Here is a 15,218-nt window from a genome sequence, read left to right on the forward strand (position 1 = left end):
CCACGGTCTCGAGTTCGCCTGAATCGTGTTCTCGAGCTCGTACCTGATCTCCACCTCGACCTCGAGCGGCGCGTTTTTGCCGCCGGCGCGAGACGCTCGCGTATGGACGTACACGTAGTCGGTGACGACCCCGTTCGCGCGGCCGTCGTCGCCGCGTTCGACGACGTGGATTCGGTATCGGCCATCGACGCAACCCCCGACGATCTGAGCGACGCCCGATTCGCCGTCGTGAGCGACGTCGTCGGCGCCGAGACATTCGAGCGCGCGAACGCGGCCGCTCGTGAGGGGAATACGCCCTGGATCGCCGTCGAAGTCGGCGGCGTCGGTGGCCACCCGCTCGAGACGGTCGACGCCGCAATCTCGGGGTTCGCTGCCGACACGGCCTGCTTCTCGTGTCTCGAGGCGCGCGTCGAGTCGACGCTCGAGGACGGTAGCGACGAGAAACCGCGCGCAAACCGGAGCGCGGCCAGGCTCGCGGGGGCCATCGCCGGCCGGGAGTGCATTCGGCTGTTCAGCGGGGAGGAATCGACGATCGTCGGTCAGGTTCGTGAGGTTCCCCACGCCAGGCGACAGTTGCTTCCCGTTCCAGGCTGCGCGTGCCAGCCGTCGGAGCGGAATCGATCGCTCGACCTCGCGGACGACGAGTCCCTCGACCTCGAGGCGGCCGTCGGCCGGGCGGAGCTCGCCATCGACGAACGAGTCGGCATCGTCGAATCCATCGGCGAACTCGAGTCGTTCCCGGCTCCCTACTACCTCGCGACGGTGGCCGACACGACGGCCTACAGCGACGCGAGCGCGCCGACCCAGGCCGCCGGCGTCGCCATCGACTGGAACGCGGCGCTGATGAAGGCCGTCGGAGAAGGCCTCGAACGCTACTGTGCAGGGACCTACCGCGATGCAAACTTCGTTCACGCCAGCGAGGCCGACCTCGATCACGCCGTCTCGCCGACCGACCTCGTTCGGCCGGACTCGGCCCCCGAGTACGACTCCGGTGAGGAACGTCGATGGGTCGAAGGCGTCGACCTCGAGAGCGGCGAGTCCGTCCACCTTCCAGCGGCAGCGGTCCAGTTCCCCCAGCCCGGCGACTCGCTGGTGCCGTCGATCACGACCGGACTCGGCCTCGGGTCGTCGACGGTCGACGCGCTCCGCTCCGGGTTGACGGAGGTCGTCGAACGCGACGCCACGATGCTCGCGTGGTACTCCACGTTCGAACCGCTGGCCCTCGAAGTCGATGCCGAAGCCGAGGCCTACGAGACGCTCGCCAGGCGAGCGAGGAGCGAGGGACTCGAAACGACCCCGTTGCTTTGCTCGCAAGACGTGGACGTCCCCGTGGTCGCGGTCGCCGTCCATCGGGACCTGAACACCCCCACCGAGGAGTACGAAGAGCCATGGCCCCACTTCGCCGTCGGCTCGGCCGCCGGACTCGATGCCGGTGCCGCCGCGGCGGGCGCGCTCGAGGAGGCCCTCCAGAACTGGATGGAGCTCCGAGGGATGGGAGCAGACGAGGCCGAAAATGCGAGCGGCGCCATCGGCGAGTACGGATCGTTTCCCGACCGGGCCAGGGAGTTCGTCGACGTCGGCGACGCGCGGCGGGTTTCGGCCTCGTCCGTCGGCCCAGATCCCGTGCCAACCGGTGCGGGAAGACTCGAGGCGCTCCTCGAGCGCGTGATCGACACCGGACTGACGCCGTACGCCGCCCGACTCACGACGAGAGACGTCGAGCGGATCGGGTTCGAGGCCGTGCGCGTCGTCGTCCCCGAAGCCCAGCCGCTGTTCACGAGCGAGCCGTACTTCGCGCCTCGAGCCGAGACGGTTCCCGACGAACTTGGGTTCGAACCGCGGCTCGATCGGGCGTTTCACCCCTATCCGTAGTTCCGTATTGGGTCTCGGCGGCGCTGATCGAACGATCAGTCGACGGACGTATTTTCGGTCGAGTCGTCCTCGTTATCGGTCGAGCCCGACGTATTCTCGCTCGAGTCGTTCGCCTCCTCCTCGAGTTCCTCCTGCTCGGCCTCCGCTTCGTCCTCGTCCTCGATGATCTCGAGTTCGAGATCGTCGTCGTAAATCCGGATGCTCACGAGCTGAGTGTCCTCCGTGATCCGGCCGGTCTCGACGAGATCCTCGCCGGGGCCACCTTCCTCGCCGTCGTGTCCGTACCGGGTGACGCGAAACTGCTGCGGGCTTCGTTCGATGCGGCCGGTGACGGCCCGCTCGCCGGGGACCATGTTGATTCCATCGTCGTGCGTCTTGCGTCCGGTCTCGACTTCCTGGGCTTCGATCGCGACGTTGTACGAACGTTCGGCCTCGCTGAAGAGCTGTATCGGTACGTTCGGCTGGATTCCACCGCCAGTGAAGAACTCACCGAGACCCTGAAAACAGCCGGCGAGTCCGACGCTTGCGCCGACACCGATCGTCTGGAGGACGTTCCGACGGTTCACACCGCCGGCTAGGGAGTGGACTCTCCTAAGCGTGCTGATTCGTCGCCTCGAGTGTCACCCGGTCTTGTACACGCCTCGAGCGTCCGCGATCAGCGTGTCGTCCTCGCTGTAGACCTCGACGTCGACGACACCGACGTCCCCGCCACAGCGAACGACGTCGGCCTCGGCGTAGAGGTCGCCCGTGCCCGCCGAGAGGTAATCGATGCGCATGTCGATCGTCGGAACGGGCTGGTCGACCTCCGAGACGAGCGCCGCCCCGCCGACAGTGTCCGCCAGGGTGAACGTCACCCCGCCGTGGGCCATCAGCCGATCGGCGTTCCAGGACAGTTCCTCGCGCATCTCGAGGCGGCCTTCAGCGTGGCCGTCTGCGGCTTCGGTGACCTCGACGCCCAGCAGGTCGGCGAACGGCATCTCCTCGAAGAAAGACTCGATGTCCATACTCGAGGATGGTTCGGGATGGCGCATAAACGATGGGGATCGCGTGTGACCGTCGGGACTGTCGCGAACCGCTTTCGAGACGATTGCGAAACGATCGCGAAATCGAGACGGTCTCGAGGAGGAAAACTTACGGTATCACAGTATTTTGGATTGAGTATGTCTACGCGCGCACACTCCCGTGGCGGTGGCGGATTCGTCGCCGCGGTGAAAGTCGACCTGGCACGGCTCCACGGAGCGTGGATGGAGCTCGTCTTCCCGCGCCAGCGTGGCCGGGGCCACTCCGTCATGGGAAAGTGGAAACCGGAATCGCTCCCGCAGAAAGTGGGCTACTATCTCTGGAGTCTCGTCGGTGCCCTCGGCATTCTACTCGTGTATCCGTTCACCGTAATCGGTCTCGCGACCCGCTACTACGCGGCGAAACTCGACTCGACGCGAACCCGACTCGGCATCGTCGGCGTCACCGCCATCGCCCTGCTCGGCTGGGGCCTGTTGACCATCGCCTGGGGTGCGATGTCGTACATGGAGCAAGTCGACGTCCCGCTCGACGCCGTCTACGCCGTCGCCGCAGCGAGCGGCGTCGCGACGATCTCGACCGCACTCGCAGCCGCCTGCTCGAAATTCGGCGGGCGAGCACTTTCGGTGATCCTCGCCTACCCCTTCGCGATGACCGCCCTGTTCTTGCCCCCGGTCGTCGCCGCGCTCGTCACCCCCTCGCTCGAGCCCTACGTCCTCGAGCCCAGCTACGACCTCGCCGCGTGGCTCCTCGACACCGTCTTCGTCGTCGGGGACCTCAACCAGTACCTGCGGGACAACTACCAGCTCGAGGGCGCGGCCTACGCGGCCATGTGGCTCGGGTTCTCGTTCCCGATGGGGTGGTTCCTCGGGACGATGGTCTCACTGGCGAACGTCGTCCGGCCGTCGGGCGAGTAACCGAGTCCTCGCTATCCGGCAAATCCAGCAACCGACGAAAACTGGCGCGTCGTTTCGGTATTCTTAGGAATCTTCGCAACCGACGTTCGCATATGGCACTCGAGTTCGACCTCGTCAAGACCGTCGGTGCGTTCGTCGCGATCATTGCCGCCGGGACCGCAGCCCTCACGATGATGCCGGGCATGACGACTGGAACGATCCTGACGATGGTCATGCCGTCGATGGCGATCTTCGGTGCGATCATGCTAGCGATCGGCGTGAAACACGGCGAGTACCGGGCGATGCGCTGATCGAGTCACCCGTTTTGGAGCGTCTCTCGAGCGGTTCGGGCAGTGACTGTCACGTGATGAGAAAGAGAAAGTGACGGGTGTCAACCAGTAGGCTCGAGCGATGAATCTCGAGTTGTGAGTCTCGAATCGTGACGAACCCCGCCCCGACTCGTCGCTTCCGACCAGTCGCAACGGAGCGGGCGCTCACCACGAGCGTATTCTAAACGAAGTACTCGTCCGGACGGTCGGTGACGACGGTCCGGCGTCAGAACTTAGTTGCGGACGACGTTCGTCGCGCGGGGGCCTTTGGGGGCCTGTTCGATGTCGAATTCGATGTCTGTGCCTTCTTCGAGGTCCGGGCCGCCGACGTCTTCCATGTGGAAGAATACGTCATCGTCCGCGTCGTCCGTCGAAATGAAACCGTAGCCGCCTGTGTCGTTGAAGAAATCAACCTTTCCGTTTGCCATTGCAAACAAACGTTCACCCGGGACACGGATAACCCTTGCGAGGGTCGCGGTACCACGACGGTCGCTTCCGCCGTCTCCTACATGTAACCGAGGTCCCGCAACCGCTCCATCAGGTCCTCTTTGTCCTGGGCGCGACCGGCGCGTTCGGTCGTTCCCTCGAGGTCCTGGAGCCAGGCGGGGTCGTCCTCAGTCTTCTCGGTGCTGATCTCGCTCCCGAGCGAGCGGAAGCCTTCCCAGTACTTCGGCGAGACGGGGGTATCGCTAGGCTCGAGGTCGTTCGGCAGGTCGTCGGCGCTCTGCGGGACGTAGCCCTCGTCCGGGAATGCCTCGACGGTGTCCGGGACGACGAAGTTCCAGAACGCCTCCCAGACGGCCGCCTCGTCGAACTGGAGAATGGGCTGAACGCGGTCGTGGGGCGGGTAGATATCCGGGTCGTGGCGCGGCGAGAAGAACGTCTCGTCGGCGCGGGCCTCCTGTTCGTCCCAGCGGACGCCTGAGAGGATGCCGTCGATGTCGTACTCCTCGAGCGCGTCGTTCAGCGCGACTGTCTTCAGCAGGTGGTTGCCGGCGTAGGTGTCGAGCAGGAACGGGAACGTGTCCTCCTCGTACTCGAGGATGTTCTCGACGTGGTGCTGGTTGTGTTCGGACAGTTCGTCGATGGGAATGTCGTCACCCGGCTCGAGGTCGTTCGCCTCGACGTAGCTGCCGATGTCCTCGTTTCGCGCGTAGATGACCTCGAGGTCCCACTCGTCGGCCCAGTGGTCGACGAAGTCGTGGATCGCCTCGAAGTGCTGGTAGTGGTCGATGAAGATCGCCGGGGGTACTTCGAGGTCGTAGCGGTCCGCGACCTCCTTGACGAAGTACAGGACGAGCGTCGAGTCCTTGCCGCCGGTCCACATCACGGCCGGGTTCTCGTACTGCTCGAGACCCTGTCGGGTGACTTCGATGGCCTTCTCGATCTTGTCCTGGATCTGCGGGTAGTCCTCGGGGTCCTCGTCGGTGCCGTCCTCGTAATCGACGTCGACGTACGTTGGGAAATCGTCGGGCATACGGTGTAATTACATATAATTACGAGGCTTAAAGTCCTTACGCCGGCGGAACGTGCTGTCGCCGCCGTTCGGTCGTCACGCGGGAAGTGCTAGCACATTTTGGCGGTCGAACCCGATCGTTCGATCGGAGTGGGTGTTACTTCGTGAATAGGACCGACGACGTACCCGTTTCGACGATCTGTACTTGATGGTCGCGTCTGTTCACGCCGGTTCTTATGCCGTCTCAACCACAACCGGACATCGACAATGACCCAGCGGCCGCCGTCACCGCAGACGCCGGCATCGAAGCCGTCAGTCGTTCCGACCGGCGACTCGTCTCCCCAGGATAGAGCCGTGCTAACGACCCCACAACTCGCCGATCGACTGGAAGAACAGATCGGCTACCGGCTCGACGAGATGGCCCTCGAGCGGGTGCTCATCGAACTCGACCGCCACGGTTACGTCGAGTGGGAGGGGGTCACCCGCGTCGGCGATTACGTGTGGAACCTCTCGGAGTCGTCCGAGCGTGTCGCCGACGCGATCGCGAAAATCGTAATCTGCCGCCTGGAGGGGTGGCTCGAGAGTAGCGGTCGGTGACGAACGCGCCGCTCCGCTCATCGTTTCGAAGTCCTACTGTCGAGTCCTCGAGACCTGCTCTAATCGCGGCACAATCGTCACACTGACGAATCGTGTCGAAACCGTCCCCTCAGTCGCTGATGAACTTGTTGTCCCGCCAGTTGACCCCGCTCGAGGCCGACTTGCGCTCGCGCGGTCCCTCGACGACCTCGACGTCGGCGGGTCTGGCCTCGCCGTCGACGATCCGGGTCGCCTCGAGGTCGCCGTCGCGCTCGGAAATCGCCGTCAGCGTCCCCTTCTCGGTCTGGAGGGCGATGTCACAGAGGACCTGGAACATCTCGTACTGCAGGAGCGAGTTCTGGAGTACCGTCTCGCGGTCGCCCTTGAACGCCGCGAACTCGACGAGTTCCGACTCGATCTCCTCTTCCTCGTCTTCGTCCCAGCGGAACGAGTTCTGTCGGCGTTCCTCCGGATCCTCTTCGTAGACGCGGTTCTCCGTGACGCTGGCTTTCAACTGGGCCGTCGGCGTGTACTTGCTGACCGTCTCGTCGTTGGAGACGGCTTTGAGAATGAGGGTGTTGTTTCGGCGGGTGAGCTCGACGTCGGTGACGCCGTCGGGGTAGGTCGCCGTCTCGAGGTGCTCTTCGAGGTCCTCGAGCGGGAGTTCGAGCGTGGAGTGGAGCCGATACACGTGTCTGGATTCCTCTGTTGACATATCTGGAAGGGGGTGGGCGATAGTCGTCTGGTTCCTAGTACGGTCGCTCCCCATATATGACCTGCTATTATCTCCCCGGGTGACGTATTGGAATTCATATGGGTGTTCGCGAACAGGTCGCCGCAGAGCTCGCCGACGGCGGCCCCGCCGGGTGGTCACGATTCGGGGTGCTCGTTCAGGGACTCGCCTGGAGCGTCGTCTCGAGTTCGCCGCGCTCGTCGAGTTCGGCCAGGACGTCCGACCCGCCGACGAACTCGCCGTCGACGTAGGTCTGTGGGATCGTCTCCCAGCCGCTGTGTTCCGAGAGCGCCTCCCGGAACTCGGGCAAGGATTCGAGTACGTCTACCGTCTCGATATCGCTTCGGTGCTTGCCGATCAACTCGAGGGCGCGCTGGGAGTACCCACACTGGGGCATGAGTTCGTTGCCCTTCATGAAGAGAACGACGTCGTTCTCGTCGAGGGTGGTTTCGACGATCTCGTCGACCTCCGCTTGCTCGAGGCTGCTTTCTGGCTGAAACGTCATAGGGGACCATAGGGGCGTGGGATGGAAAGCGTTTGCGCCGTACGGATGGCGTCGGACTCCTTCCCAACACTATAGTAAATATAGTATTAGAACCCGCGTTCGGACGAAAACGGACTACCCGAGGACGAAACGAAGCGTCGGGCGGGGAGTCACTCGTCCGTGTCTTTCCCGACGCTGATGACCTGCAACAGGGAGTAGACGGGGACGCCGTCGAGTTCGTCGACGCCCTGCTTGTCCGCGAGGACGACGCATGCGAGTGGTTCGCCGCCTTCTTTCCGAATGGCGTCGATGGTCTCGCGCATGGTCGTCCCGCTGGTGACCGTGTCGTCGACGACGTAACACTCCCGGCCCCGAATCGTCGCGAAGTTTCGGGAGAAGGTCCCGCCGAGTTCGTCGATGTCGCCCTCCTCCCACTGGTGTTTCGCTGGCGTGTACGTTCCCAGGTCGGTCTCGAGTTCGTGGGCGACCAGCGCGGCGATGGGGCCGCCGGCCTTCTCGATACCGATCGTCAGATCGACGTCTTCGCCGTGTTTGGCGAGCAGGTCTGCCATCGCGCTGGCGACGTAGCCCATCCGCTTCGAGTCCCGACCGATGGCCGACCAGTCGACGTGTATGTCCGCCGATCCGGCGGTATCGGCCGTCTCGGGGGCCGACGGTTGCGGTGCGGTGCCGCTACGTTCGACCAGCCAGCTCGCCGTCTCGCGGGAGACGTTCAACTCGTCTGCGATCTCGCCCTTCGAGAGGCCGCGCTCGGCGAGGTCGGCCGCACTCTCGATCAGGTCGTCGACGTTCTTCATATACGATCGAATTCGACCGCCGTTTTTATAGTCGTGTCGTCGTCGACGAATGCCGCCTCGAAGGCGTCGACGTCGTAAATCCCGGTCACGAGGTCGTCCAGGAACGACGACGGTAGCTGCGTGAGCGTGTCGATGGCGGCCTCGAAGTGGCCGCGGTTGGCGTTGACGCTCCCGACGAGCGCCTTGTTGTGGAGCACGAACTCCTCGTGAAGCGCGCCGCCGTCGATTTCGAACGTCCAGCTCGAGGGGACGCCGAGCAGGGCGCCGACGCCGTTGGGCGCGAGCGCCTCGATCGTCTCGAACGCGTGCGGGGCGTACCCCGTCGCCTCGTAGATGAAGTCCATTCCCTCGTACGTGTCGGGCACCTCGGATACCGGCGTCTCGCGCGAGTCCACGTACGTCGCTCCGAGGGACTCGACGATGTCGATCGTTGGGTCCGGCCGATCACGCCGGCCGAGGCAGTACGTGCGATCGAACTCGAGAGTTTTCGCGAGCATGGCGACGGTCAGGAGGCCAAGCGAGCCGTTGCCGAGGACCATCGCGGATTCCGGCTGCCAGTCGAACGCCGACCGGCTGGCGACGGCGTGTTCGATGGCCTTCTCGGAGATGGTGATCGGTTCGACGAGGAACCCCAGCGGCGCGAGTTCCGCCGGGATCGGAACCAGGTACTGGGCGGGGCTGGTAAAGTACTCCGCCATGAACCCGTGAGCGCCGACGATGCCGCGCTCGTGGTACTCGCCCTCGGGTGCCATATCGGGATAGCCCGACTCGAAGTAGCGATTCGACCCGTTCGGCGGCCGTCGAACCGTCGGGACGACGATCTGTCCCTCCTCGAGGTCGGTCCCGTTCGCGTCCTCGACGACGCCGACGGCTTCGTGGCCCAGCACGAGGTGGACCTCGCCCTCGGGGACGCCGCCGTGTTCGCCCGCGATGACCTCGTGATCGGTCCCGTCCACGCCGACGCGGAGCGTTCGAACGAGGGCTTCGCCGTCAGCCGGGTCGGGAACCGGCTTCTCGAGCATCACTGGCTCGCCGGAGCCCGGCTCGACTGCGATCGTTTTCATACCGATCCTTCGTCCCCCGACGACTAAAAGTTTATTCTATCTCGAGTAAAGATCGCAGGGGCCGCCAGAGAGCGACTGCTGTCGTGCCAGCAGAGACGACTGCCGTTGCGCCGACGGAACGGTCACTGTTACCCCAATGAACGGCCACCGTTGCGCCAGCGGAAACGATTAACCCGCCGCCGCACCATGCCGTGACATGGAACGATACGACCTCGTCTACCGACTCTACGACGAGTTCGACACGAAGACGCTCCGGGAGTACCAGGAGTTCGTCGACGTCTTCCCGCCGATCGACTCTCGGGTGGCCCTCGAGCACTGGCAAGACGCGAGCGAAGAACTCGAGTCCCGAAAAGACGAGATTCGCTCGTCGTTCGCCGCCGGCGAGACGCTTGCCGAAGTCGCCTCGCGAACCACGCGCGACCAGGCGTTCACGGCGCTCGACCTCGAAGCGAAGTACGGCCGGGCGGTGAACGTCCTCGTGCTCGACGTCGACGAGACGCTTCGCTCCGCGGGCGGCACGGACAATGAGATTCCGCGTGATACCCTCCACGTGCTCACGGAGTTTCACGAGGCGGGACTCCCGATCGTCATCTGCACTGGCCAGACCCTCGAGAACGTCAAGGGGTTTGCCATCCAGGGGCTGGGCAGCGAGATCGTCCATTCGGGAAACCTCTCGATCGTCTACGAGACAGGCAACGGCGTCTTCACGCCGGGCCACGGCGCCGACACCAAGCAACTGCTCTACGAGGACCTCGATGCGGAGATTCGCGACGTCTTCGACGACGTTCGCGCGCGCGTCCTCCCCGACGCCCCCGAGAACCTCCGCCGGGGCTGTCACCTGCAGGGCAACGAGTTCAACGTGACGATGAAACCGAACTACGAGACCGGATCGAGTCGGGCCCGCGAGATCATCGACGATGCGCTCGTGTACATGATCGACCTGCTGGGCGGGGCCGTCGCCGAGGCGGTGAGCTGGAACGGGGCCGAGACAACTGAATCGCCCGACGGAGGCACCACTGAAGCGGGCGACGAAGGCGCCACCGAGCCAGCCGACTACGCTCGCGCGTTCTACGCCGCAGAAGACCCCGAGATCAGGAGCGTCCTCGAGCAGTGCGGCGCCTACCCCGACGTCGACCGCTCGAGCGTGCCCGACGCGCTCGCGGACGTCTTCGAGCGCATCGACGTCGCCTACTATGAGGCCGACGCGGCCGAGATCGGCAGTCTCGAACTCGACAAGGTCGCCGGCGTCGAGCGCGCGCTCTCGGTCCTGGACGTCGAGGATCCGTTCGCGCTCGTCATGGGCGACTCGAAGAGCGACCTGCGCGTGATGGAGTGGGTCGCGAGGAACGACGCCGGCATCGCCGCCGCGCCGGAGCACGCCTCGGAGGACGTCCTCGAGCACGTCCTCGGGTCGGACGAACTCGTCTTCGACCGCGGCAAGAGCGTCGACGTCCTGCGGACGGTGTACGCGCTCAACAGGTTCGCCCGCCTCGAGCGCTGACCGGTCGGTGGGACGGACCGTCTCGAAACCGTGAAAAAGTGGTTTTCACTCGCGTCGTGACGTGATCGTATGCGACGTCGAACACTGCTGGCCGGCCTGGGGAGCGCGGGTGCGGCCACCGGCGTAGTGGGTGCCAGCGACGGTGAGTGCGAGTCTCGAGACCAGGACGGGGACGATTCCGTGGATCAGAACGAAGACCTGCCGGACTCGATCGGGATCGACATCGACATCGAAACCCTCGAGGGCGAGTGTCTGAGCGACGGGACGGGAGCCTATCCAGCGGTGTGGTTGCTCGAAGGCGGATTGCAGGTCGAGACGGCGCTCCAGACGCCGTCGCCGTGTCACGAGGTCGTCCTCGAGTCGGCGGCCGTTCGCGAGCGCGGTGGCGACGACTGTCCGGACGACGAGGGTGGCCAGGTCGATGGCAACGATGACGATGGCGACGGCGATAGGAACCCGGACCGGAGCACGACCGAACTGGTCGTTCGTCTCCGTCCCGGCGAACCGGTCGACGAGGCCTGTATCCAGTGCGTCGGTGCCGTGAGTTACTGCCTGTCGGTTACGTTTGCCGATCCCGGTGCTCGCCCCGACGCGTTCAGGTTGGTCCACGAATCGTTCGCTGATCCCCGGACAGTTCTGAGCCTCGAGTGGCCGGCCGTAAGCGACGAGGGCGACGGTAACGGTGTGAAGAACGATGGAAGTTCGGACGACGAATAGGGTAGAGACGACGATAACGACGAAAACGATCGCTACATTAGTGCTCGACGAACTCGAGCAGGATTCCGCCTGTATCCCGGGGATGCAGGAACGCCACGTCGTGGCCCCAGGCGCCGGGCCGTGGTTCGTCGTCGATACACTCGATGCCGAGGTCCCGAGCGCGCTCGAGGGCCGCCGCCGCGTCGTCGGTCTCGACCGCGAGGTGGTGGATTCCGGGGCCGTTTCGCTCGAGGTACGTCGCGATGGTGCCCTCCTCCTGGGGCTCAAGCAGCTCGAAATAGCCGTTCTCGAACGCCAGGAAGACGACGGTCATCCCATCGAACGTCTCCTCGTGGACGATTTCGACGTCGAAAAGGTCAGCGTACAGGTCGGCCAGCGCCTGGGCGTCCTCGGTCGCGATTCCCGCGTGGTCGAAGCGCATCATGCCTCGAGATGAACCGACCAGCGTCGTCAGTGTTCCGCTCGAGTTGCGGTTCGCGAAATCGCTGTGCAGACGCCGTGACGGGCGCTACATCGCGAACGCGAGGGGCGACCGAATCCAAAGGTGTTAGTAGGAAAACAACAGATACTTGATCGAATGCAGATTACTACCACCGAAACCGTTCCGGACGGTGAAATCGACGAAGTCCTCGGCGTGGCCCGCGGGAACACCGTGGAAGCCAGAAACGTCGGCCGCGACATCACCCAGGGCATTCGCAACATCTTCGGCGGCGAGCTCAAGGCCTACTCCGAACTGCTCTCGAAAGCGCGTGACGAGGCCGTCGACCGCATGGAAGCCGACGCCGAACGTATGGGGGCCGACGCAGTCGTCAACGTCCGTCTCGAGACCTCCCAAATTACCGACGGTGGCTCGGAGGTCATGGCCTACGGGACGGCCGTTCGGCTTCGGTGACGGTCTCGGTTCCTCTTCCGCTCACTCGCTCGGACACTCGCCGAATTACGACCCGTCGTCGTCCCCACCCCCGCCCTCGTCTTCCATCGCGAACGCCGGCGCTTCTCCCGAAATCTCGAACACCTCGCGCATCTCCTCCTCGGAGAGTTCGAAGTCGAAGCAGTCGGCGTTCGCTTCCACGTGATCGCGACTCGCCGCCTTCGGAATCGCGACCACCGACGGCTGCTGAAGCAGCCACCGTAGTGCGACCTGCGCCGCCGACTTGCCGTGTCGCTCGCCGATGGACTCGAGGCGCTCGTCGTCGGCGACGTCTCCCCTCGCCAGTGGCGAGTAGGCCGTGAGCGAGACGCCCGCCTCGAGGCAGTACTCGAGCAACGCGTCCTGGCGGTTGAACGGGTTGTACTTCACCTGGTTCGTGACGATGGGCGTCTCCGACCGGTCGACGGCCTCCTCGAGTTGCGGGACCGAGAAGTTGCTGACGCCGACGTGGTCGACGACGCCCTCGTCCTGGAGGTAGTTCATCGCGTCGAGGGTGATCTCGAGGGGCACCTCGTCGCTCGGCGCGTGCAACAACAGGAGGTCGATCGTCTCGATCCCCAGTCGGTCACAACTCCCTCGCGCCGACTCGAGCGCGTCGTCGAAGGCCGCATCTTCGGGATCGATCTTCGTGACGACGAACACCTCGTCGCGGGGGACCTCCGCGCGCTCGAGGCCGTCGCCGACGGCCGATTCGTTGTCGTACATCGTCGCCGTGTCGAGGTGGCGGTAGCCGGCCTCGAGGGCCCATTCGACGGCTCGCGAGCAGTCTTCGCCGGTGATCCGGGCAGTGCCGAAGCCGAGGGCGGGGATCGACGCATCGCCGGCCGAAACGGTCGAGTCGATGGTCAGTTGCGACATGGTAGCCGGTCACCCTTCCGGGTTAAGAAACGGGGGCTTCGACTAGCCGGCCCGGCAGTTGCGTGCTCGATTCAGACAGACGGTGTTCAGCGAGCGGTTGGCGAGTGGCCGACAGGTGTTCGGCAGGCGAGCATCCGACGAGTGCCGTCGAGCAGCACGCTAGCGACCGGCGAGTGACCGTGTCACGTCCAGAACAGAAACTTGCTGCTACCCTCTCACACCGCGCTGCCCGGTGTGTACTCCCCGAACTCCTCGCGGAAGACGTTACAGATCTCCCCGACCGTCGCGTACGCCTTCACCGCGTCGACGATGACCGGCATGAGATTCTCGTCGCCCCGCGCGGCCTCCCGCAGGGCCTCGAGCGCCGCCTCGACGGCCTCCTCGTCTCGCTCCTCACGGACGGACTCGAGGCTTCGGATCTGCCGGCGCTCGTCCTCTTCGGTGACCTCCTGGACGTCCATCTCGGGGTCTTCGTCGACCTCGAACTCGTTGACGCCGACGATGATGCGTTCGCCGTCTTCGATCTCGCGCTGGCGGTCGAACGCGGTGTCCTGGATCTGGCGCTGGACCCACTGCTGTTCGATCGCTCGCCGCATCCCGCCGCGCTCGTCGACCTCCTCGAGGAGGTCGTAGGCCTCGGATTCGACCTCGTCGGTGAGGTGCTCGACGTAGTAACTGCCCGCGAGCGGGTCGACGGTATCCGCCGCGCCGGACTCGTGGGCGAGGATCTGCTGGGTTCGGAGGGCGGTCCGGACCGATTTTTCGGTCGGCAGGGCGAGCGCCTCGTCTTTGCCATTCGTGTGGAGGCTCTGGGTCCCTCCCAGCACTGCCGCCAGCGCCTGGTAGGCCACCCGGACGACGTTGTTCTCGATCTGCTGGGCGGTGAGCATCGAGCCCGCCGTCTGGGTGTGGAACTTCAATTGCTTCGACTTGGGATTTTGCGCGTCGAATCGCTCCTCCATCAGGTCGTGCCACATTCGCCGTGCGGCGCGGAACTTCGCGACTTCCTCGAAGATGTTGTTGTGGCCGTTGAAGAAGAAGGAGAGCTGCGGGGCGAAGTCGTCGACGTCCAGGCCGGCGTCGATGGCGGCCTCGACGTACTCGAGGCCGTTGCCCAGCGTAAAGGCGAGTTCCTGAGCGGCGGTCGAGCCAGCCTCGCGGATGTGATAGCCCGAGATGGAGATGGTGTTGAACTTGGGCACTTCTCCGGCGCAGAACTCGAAGATGTCCGTAATGATCCGCATCGACGGCTCGGGCGGGTAGATGTAGGTGTTCCGGGCGATGTACTCCTTGAGGAGGTCGTTCTGGATGGTTCCCCTGAGTTCGGCGCGGTCGACGCCCTGGCGGTCCCCCACGGCGATGTACATCGCCAGCAGGACCGACGCGGGCGCGTTGATCGTCATACTCGTCGAAACCTCGTCCAGAGGGATGCCGTCGAAGACTGTCTCCATGTCCTCGAGCGAGTCGATGGCGACGCCGGCCTTGCCGACCTCGCCAGCGGACATCTCGGCGTCCGAATCGTAGCCCATCTGGGTCGGCAGGTCGAACGCCATCGAGAGCCCGGTTTGGCCCTGATCTAGCAGGTAGTGGAACCGTTCGTTGGTGTCCTCCGGCGTCGAGAACCCGGCGTACTGGCGCATCGTCCACAGCCGCCCCCGGTAGCCCGTCGAGTAGACGCCGCGGGTGTAGGGCGCCTCCCCGGGGAAACCGAGGTCCTCCTGATACTCGAGGTCGGCGACGTCTGCCGGCGTGTACAGTCGGTCGACCTCCTGGCCGCCGGTGTCGGTCGTGAACGTCTCCTCGCGTTCACCGAAGCGGTCGATCACCGGTTCGACCTGCTCGTCGTGCCAGGTTTCTTTCCCTTCGCGGATCGCCTCGAGATCCTCGGCATCGAACATTATCGATGACGACGGTTTCATGTGGCTTGAAGGTTGACAAACGAGTCGGTCGACGGAAACGCAATGGG

18 protein-coding genes are annotated in these 15,218 nt (G+C 64.6%); 7 read left to right on the forward strand and 11 right to left on the reverse strand.

Annotated elements, in window-relative coordinates; genetic code table 11:
• The first annotated feature begins 102 nt into the window (after positions 1-102).
• On the forward strand, positions 103-1,872 hold the full coding sequence (locus ACFQO4_RS16490; protein WP_500261961.1) for a YcaO-like family protein: 1,770 nt from the start codon (positions 103-105) through the stop codon (positions 1,870-1,872).
• 35 nt (positions 1,873-1,907) lie between these two features.
• On the opposite strand, the gene ACFQO4_RS16495 is transcribed toward ACFQO4_RS16490, so the two are convergent.
• Positions 1,908-2,438, reverse strand: a complete 531-nt coding sequence (locus ACFQO4_RS16495; RefSeq protein WP_500261962.1) for a hypothetical protein — start codon at positions 2,436-2,438, stop codon at positions 1,908-1,910.
• 54 nt (positions 2,439-2,492) lie between these two features.
• A complete protein-coding gene (locus ACFQO4_RS16500) occupies positions 2,493-2,876 on the reverse strand; it encodes a PaaI family thioesterase (RefSeq protein ID WP_254156935.1) in 384 nt (127 codons plus the stop codon).
• 156 nt (positions 2,877-3,032) lie between these two features.
• Between ACFQO4_RS16500 and ACFQO4_RS16505 the strand changes: the two genes are divergently transcribed.
• Together ACFQO4_RS16505 and ACFQO4_RS16510 are read left to right on the forward strand one after the other, a co-directional pair.
• Positions 3,033-3,806: a hypothetical protein gene (locus tag ACFQO4_RS16505; protein WP_500261963.1), complete on the forward strand. Its 774-nt coding sequence runs from the start codon at positions 3,033-3,035 to the stop codon at positions 3,804-3,806.
• 92 nt (positions 3,807-3,898) lie between these two features.
• Positions 3,899-4,096, forward strand: a complete 198-nt coding sequence (locus tag ACFQO4_RS16510; RefSeq protein ID WP_500261964.1) for a DUF7333 family protein — start codon at positions 3,899-3,901, stop codon at positions 4,094-4,096.
• A gap of 251 nt (positions 4,097-4,347) precedes the next feature.
• Here ACFQO4_RS16510 and ACFQO4_RS16515 read toward each other — a convergent pair whose 3' ends face one another.
• Positions 4,348-4,542 carry a cold-shock protein gene (locus ACFQO4_RS16515; protein ID WP_179259303.1) on the reverse strand — a complete coding sequence of 65 codons (195 nt, stop codon included), beginning with the start codon at positions 4,540-4,542 and terminating at the stop codon, positions 4,348-4,350.
• Positions 4,543-4,619: 77 nt separating this feature from the next.
• Positions 4,620-5,591, reverse strand: a complete 972-nt coding sequence (locus tag ACFQO4_RS16520; protein ID WP_500261965.1) for a phosphoadenosine phosphosulfate reductase family protein — start codon at positions 5,589-5,591, stop codon at positions 4,620-4,622.
• A 246-nt stretch (positions 5,592-5,837) separates the two neighbouring features.
• On the opposite strand from ACFQO4_RS16520, the gene ACFQO4_RS16525 reads away from it, so the two are divergent.
• Positions 5,838-6,167: a hypothetical protein gene (locus ACFQO4_RS16525; protein WP_500261966.1), complete on the forward strand. Its 330-nt coding sequence runs from the start codon at positions 5,838-5,840 to the stop codon at positions 6,165-6,167.
• A gap of 109 nt (positions 6,168-6,276) precedes the next feature.
• On the opposite strand, the gene ACFQO4_RS16530 is transcribed toward ACFQO4_RS16525, so the two are convergent.
• The 4 genes from ACFQO4_RS16530 to ACFQO4_RS16545 form a co-directional block, all read right to left on the reverse strand.
• Positions 6,277-6,861, reverse strand: a complete 585-nt coding sequence (locus ACFQO4_RS16530) for a DUF7110 family protein (RefSeq protein WP_500261967.1) — start codon at positions 6,859-6,861, stop codon at positions 6,277-6,279.
• 175 nt (positions 6,862-7,036) lie between these two features.
• Entirely contained in the window at positions 7,037-7,384 is a 348-nt protein-coding gene (locus ACFQO4_RS16535) for a glutaredoxin family protein (RefSeq protein WP_500261968.1), read from the reverse strand.
• Between the two features lie 149 nt (positions 7,385-7,533).
• Positions 7,534-8,181, reverse strand: a complete 648-nt coding sequence (gene gfcR, locus ACFQO4_RS16540) for a transcriptional regulator GfcR (RefSeq protein WP_500261969.1) — start codon at positions 8,179-8,181, stop codon at positions 7,534-7,536.
• Entirely contained in the window at positions 8,178-9,245 is a 1,068-nt protein-coding gene (locus ACFQO4_RS16545) for a glucose 1-dehydrogenase (RefSeq protein WP_500261970.1), read from the reverse strand. Before ACFQO4_RS16545 ends, gfcR begins: the two co-directional genes overlap by 4 nt.
• Before the next feature lie 196 nt (positions 9,246-9,441).
• Here ACFQO4_RS16545 and ACFQO4_RS16550 point away from each other — a divergent pair, with 196 nt between their 5' ends.
• Positions 9,442-10,746 carry an HAD family hydrolase gene (locus tag ACFQO4_RS16550; protein WP_500261971.1) on the forward strand — a complete coding sequence of 435 codons (1,305 nt, stop codon included), beginning with the start codon at positions 9,442-9,444 and terminating at the stop codon, positions 10,744-10,746.
• Between the two features lie 69 nt (positions 10,747-10,815).
• Positions 10,816-11,463 carry a hypothetical protein gene (locus ACFQO4_RS16555; RefSeq protein WP_500261972.1) on the forward strand — a complete coding sequence of 216 codons (648 nt, stop codon included), beginning with the start codon at positions 10,816-10,818 and terminating at the stop codon, positions 11,461-11,463.
• A gap of 37 nt (positions 11,464-11,500) precedes the next feature.
• Here ACFQO4_RS16555 and mce read toward each other — a convergent pair whose 3' ends face one another.
• Positions 11,501-11,884 carry a methylmalonyl-CoA epimerase gene (gene mce, locus ACFQO4_RS16560; protein ID WP_500262066.1) on the reverse strand — a complete coding sequence of 128 codons (384 nt, stop codon included), beginning with the start codon at positions 11,882-11,884 and terminating at the stop codon, positions 11,501-11,503.
• A gap of 156 nt (positions 11,885-12,040) precedes the next feature.
• On the opposite strand from mce, the gene ACFQO4_RS16565 reads away from it, so the two are divergent.
• Positions 12,041-12,355 (forward strand): YbjQ family protein, encoded by a 315-nt coding sequence (locus tag ACFQO4_RS16565; protein ID WP_500261973.1) that lies wholly within the window; start codon positions 12,041-12,043, stop codon positions 12,353-12,355.
• A 45-nt stretch (positions 12,356-12,400) separates the two neighbouring features.
• Here the strand turns inward: ACFQO4_RS16565 and ACFQO4_RS16570 are convergent, their stop codons facing one another.
• On the reverse strand, positions 12,401-13,252 hold the full coding sequence (locus ACFQO4_RS16570; protein ID WP_500261974.1) for an aldo/keto reductase: 852 nt from the start codon (positions 13,250-13,252) through the stop codon (positions 12,401-12,403).
• A 215-nt stretch (positions 13,253-13,467) separates the two neighbouring features.
• Positions 13,468-15,150 (reverse strand): acyl-CoA mutase large subunit family protein, encoded by a 1,683-nt coding sequence (locus tag ACFQO4_RS16575; RefSeq protein WP_500261975.1) that lies wholly within the window; start codon positions 15,148-15,150, stop codon positions 13,468-13,470.
• Positions 15,151-15,218 lie beyond the last annotated feature (68 nt).

This window comes from Saliphagus sp. GCM10025334, assembly GCF_042663485.1.
In the GTDB taxonomy this organism is placed as follows: Archaea; Halobacteriota; Halobacteria; order Halobacteriales; family Natrialbaceae; genus Natronosalvus.

Excerpts from the sequence above, each read along its gene's own strand:
- ACFQO4_RS16490 (WP_500261961.1), top strand. The coding sequence starts at position 103 with ATGGACGTACACGTAGTCGGTGACGACCCCGTTCGCGCGGCCGTCGTC.
- gfcR (WP_500261969.1), bottom strand. The coding sequence starts at position 8,181 with ATGAAGAACGTCGACGACCTGATCGAGAGTGCGGCCGACCTCGCCGAG.
- ACFQO4_RS16505 (WP_500261963.1), top strand. The coding sequence starts at position 3,033 with ATGTCTACGCGCGCACACTCCCGTGGCGGTGGCGGATTCGTCGCCGCG.
- mce (WP_500262066.1), bottom strand. The coding sequence starts at position 11,884 with ATGCGCTTCGACCACGCGGGAATCGCGACCGAGGACGCCCAGGCGCTG.
- ACFQO4_RS16500 (WP_254156935.1), bottom strand. The coding sequence starts at position 2,876 with ATGGACATCGAGTCTTTCTTCGAGGAGATGCCGTTCGCCGACCTGCTG.
- ACFQO4_RS16555 (WP_500261972.1), top strand. The coding sequence starts at position 10,816 with ATGCGACGTCGAACACTGCTGGCCGGCCTGGGGAGCGCGGGTGCGGCC.
- ACFQO4_RS16550 (WP_500261971.1), top strand. The coding sequence starts at position 9,442 with ATGGAACGATACGACCTCGTCTACCGACTCTACGACGAGTTCGACACG.
- ACFQO4_RS16545 (WP_500261970.1), bottom strand. The coding sequence starts at position 9,245 with ATGAAAACGATCGCAGTCGAGCCGGGCTCCGGCGAGCCAGTGATGCTC.
- ACFQO4_RS16525 (WP_500261966.1), top strand. The coding sequence starts at position 5,838 with ATGACCCAGCGGCCGCCGTCACCGCAGACGCCGGCATCGAAGCCGTCA.
- ACFQO4_RS16575 (WP_500261975.1), bottom strand. The coding sequence starts at position 15,150 with ATGTTCGATGCCGAGGATCTCGAGGCGATCCGCGAAGGGAAAGAAACC.
- ACFQO4_RS16530 (WP_500261967.1), bottom strand. The coding sequence starts at position 6,861 with ATGTCAACAGAGGAATCCAGACACGTGTATCGGCTCCACTCCACGCTC.
- ACFQO4_RS16535 (WP_500261968.1), bottom strand. The coding sequence starts at position 7,384 with ATGACGTTTCAGCCAGAAAGCAGCCTCGAGCAAGCGGAGGTCGACGAG.
- ACFQO4_RS16520 (WP_500261965.1), bottom strand. The coding sequence starts at position 5,591 with ATGCCCGACGATTTCCCAACGTACGTCGACGTCGATTACGAGGACGGC.
- ACFQO4_RS16510 (WP_500261964.1), top strand. The coding sequence starts at position 3,899 with ATGGCACTCGAGTTCGACCTCGTCAAGACCGTCGGTGCGTTCGTCGCG.
- ACFQO4_RS16565 (WP_500261973.1), top strand. The coding sequence starts at position 12,041 with ATGCAGATTACTACCACCGAAACCGTTCCGGACGGTGAAATCGACGAA.
- ACFQO4_RS16570 (WP_500261974.1), bottom strand. The coding sequence starts at position 13,252 with ATGTCGCAACTGACCATCGACTCGACCGTTTCGGCCGGCGATGCGTCG.
- ACFQO4_RS16515 (WP_179259303.1), bottom strand. The coding sequence starts at position 4,542 with ATGGCAAACGGAAAGGTTGATTTCTTCAACGACACAGGCGGCTACGGT.